This is a genomic window from Reyranella sp. CPCC 100927 (genome assembly GCF_007859315.1).
Classification (GTDB): domain Bacteria; phylum Pseudomonadota; class Alphaproteobacteria; order Reyranellales; family Reyranellaceae; genus Vineibacter.
On record NZ_VOHA01000058.1, the window covers coordinates 1 to 2033 of the forward strand.

At 57.6% G+C, this 2033-nt stretch carries 1 protein-coding gene; it reads right to left on the minus strand.

What is annotated here, in order from left to right; genetic code table 11:
- The coding region (locus tag FQU96_RS41930) for a penicillin acylase family protein (RefSeq protein WP_146547386.1) at positions 1-2033 on the minus strand (2033 nt) is incomplete at both ends.

Here is a 2033-nt window from a genome sequence, read left to right on the forward strand (position 1 = left end):
ATTAAAGAAATCGTAACGCTGCGGAACGCCCGCTTCCGGACCTGCCAGTGCATTAAACAGCACTTTGACGCCCGTGGTCAGGTTCAGAGAACCGGTAGCCGGTGCCTGCGGCGTCGGATAACCGGTTGCGCTGTACCACTTGAAAAAGTCTGCCGGCATTTCATCGGCCAGCGTACGGCGCAGCATTGCACGCAGCCATGCGTCCATCACTGCCGGACCTGCGTTATCAAAATAACCCGGCTGACGTTCGCTGGTCATCATACCATCCCATGCTGCCAGACCCGCAACCAGACGCACGCGCGGGTCATCTGCCGGCAGACCCTGAACAGCGCGTTGCAGGAACGGCAGAAAATGACGGCGATTCACGTCCGCGTAGGACGTGGTACGGATCAGATCCCACATTTGCTGTGCACTAACTTTACCGCCGTTCGCGGTCATAGCTTTCAGGCGCGTTTCGATTTCCGCATAACGGTCAGCCTGACCCCAAACAATGGCAAACAGGTCGGTGGACGGGTAGCCGCGCATCGGTTGATTGTTCCAATTCGCAATGAAACCCTGACGCGGATTATACACTTGCGGGTTGGTACTAAACGGCAGCAGGCCCAGCCAGTCCATTTCACCCGTGCCCGGAACCGGCAGACGCGGATCGTGACCCGGACGGCGACGCGGATAAAAACCGGTATGTGCGTAGCCGATATTACCGCGGTCATCGGCGTAATACCAGTTAATCGTCAGTGCGTGACGAGCTGCCTGGGCCTTCCATTGTTCCCAGTTCGCCGACTGCGTTTTGCGGGTCCATGCCATCAGTGATTGCAGTTCATAACCTTCCCAGGCACGCGCCTTAGCGTATGCCACGTGCTGCGCGTCATCGAATTTGACGATCAGGCCATGCACAGAGCGATAGACATCCAGGGTAACCGGGGCCGCGTCTTTCACCAGAATCAGATCCGTACGCTTTTCCAGGGTTTTCCACTGGCCATCATGAAAGTAACGGGTGCGGTCCGCCGGGTCCAGTTTTTCAGCGAAGATATCGACGTCATCACCAAAACCTGCCGTCGAGCCCCAGGTAACGTGAGCATTATGACCGAACAGAATTGACGGATACGCAAACGGGGTGTTACCGACAACATCGAAACCGGCGCCGTGCAGACCGATGCCATACGTGTACGCCGGATTCCACCAACCGGCCTGCGGACCGTTCAGCAGAATTGAGCGTGCGTCTTTGGCATGATCACGGCCCACGATCCACATATTAGACGTGGTCGGAAAACCTGCAATACCCGGCTGACCGCTTTGTGCATACTGAGCTGCCAGCTGAGCGCGCAGGGTTGCCGGCGCACCGTCCACGACACCACGCGTCGCCGGATCACGAACCACGCGTTCCAGCATCGGCGGGGTACCATCATAACGCGGCAGAGCGTATGCCAGCGGGTCGGCACCATCCGGCTGGAACACCGGCGGTTGATACGAACCTGCTTCTGCCGGGACCGTGGTCGGTGCGCGTGAATCGGTCAGCCAACGCAGCTGATTAAAAATACGCATTGCGTCTGCTGCACCGTGACGATCTTTCAGTGCCGTCAGCAGGGCCAGATTGTCGATTTCAGAGTTTGCATCGCTGAAACGGTTGGCCATGGTGCCAACAAAAATCATCGCCACGTCATAAGCCGTCCAATCAGCCGGTGCGAAGCCCAGATCATTAAATTCTTTCGGCATCAGTTGACCCGGCTGCGCACGCACGCGCGCCAGCCAAGCGTTCATGCCAGCTGCGTAACCGTCCAGGACCTGACGATCTGCTGCCGGCAGAGCTGCCAGTTGACGCTGGATGCGTTCCGGGGAGAAGTTCGCACGAATACTTTTATCAAAGCCCACCATGGACGCACCCAGGACTTCAGCAACGCGACCCTGGGTACTGCGACGTGCCATTTCCATCTGGAACAGACGATCTTGGGCAACCGCATAACCGTAGCCATAAAAGATGCCATAGACGGTATCTGCGTAAACATGCGGCATGCCATAGGCGTCGCGACGAATGG